We start from the raw sequence: 1,007 nt of genomic DNA, 5'->3' as shown, positions 1-1,007 counted from the left end.
ACTTCATTCTTTCCGATGACGGCCAGAAGCTTGCGCTTTCGATGGGCTATCTGCCGGCGCGCGCCTCGGTCGGCCGCCCCGAATGGCTGCCGGAAGGCGTCAAGGTCAAGGTGATGTCGTTCGACACCAAGGCAATCGTCGCCAAGACCGACGCCGACAAGGCGAAGTTCTCGGAACTGTTCGGCGGCTGAGCCGGCAATCCAGTCGGCATGCCCCCCTAGCGGCATGCCGACTGCGAAACCCGAGCGCATCGGCTGATCGATCCCAGGAAAAGCAATCATGTCAACACGGATCAGGGAAAGCCGGGGCCAGGAAATGGTCCTGACGGCGGCGGTGGCCATCGTCATCGTCCTGCTTTCGCTGCTGCCGATGCTGCGCCTGATCAAGGAGATCGTGGCACCCGGCGGCACGCTGTCGGCCGTCGCGATAAAGGCGGGGCTCGCCAGTCCGGCGACCTGGGTCGCCACCTGGCACACACTGGTCGTCGGTATCGGCGGCACCCTGCTTGCGGTGTTGTCGGGTACGCTGGTGGCCGTCCTCGTCACTCTGACCGATATCCGCGCTCGCAGCGCCATGGTGCTCTGTTACGTCATGCCCTTGATGATCGCACCGCAGGTGACGGCGCTGGCCTGGCTGCAATTGTTCGGCCCGGCAAGCCCGTTCCTCAAGCTGTTCGGGGCGGCACCGCCGCTCGGTACCAGGAATCCGCTCTATTCGACATTGGGCATCATCCTGCTGCTCGGCGTGCAGTATGGGCCGCTGGTTTTCCTGCTGGTGCGCGCCGGCCTGCGCAAGCTGCCGCGCGAGCTGGTCGAAGCGGCGCGGGCGGGCGGCGCCGGCTGGTTCACCGTGCTGGTCACCATCGTGCTGCCCTTGATGACGCCGTCGATCATGGCCGCCGCCGCACTCGCCTTCGTCTCCTGCGTCGGTAATTTCGGTATTCCGGCCTTTCTAGGTATTCCCGCCAACTATCTCGTGCTGCCGACGCTGATCTATCAGAAGCTGGC

General features: G+C 64.6%; 1 protein-coding gene and 1 pseudogene. Both read left to right on the top strand.

Features of this window, described 5'->3' with window-relative positions:
• Positions 1 to 191, top strand: a pseudogene (locus EN939_RS35610) (Fe(3+) ABC transporter substrate-binding protein); the annotation flags it as partial.
• Between the two features lie 88 nt (positions 192 to 279).
• Positions 280 to 1,007: ABC transporter permease (locus EN939_RS35605; protein ID WP_164751578.1), on the top strand; the 728-nt coding region annotated here is incomplete at its 3' end.

Source organism: Mesorhizobium sp. M7A.F.Ca.CA.002.05.1.1, assembly GCF_003998335.1.
GTDB lineage: Bacteria > Pseudomonadota > Alphaproteobacteria > Rhizobiales > Rhizobiaceae > Mesorhizobium.
Note: the sequence above shows the minus strand (reverse complement) of the source record. Positions and strands in the feature narration are given on the sequence as shown.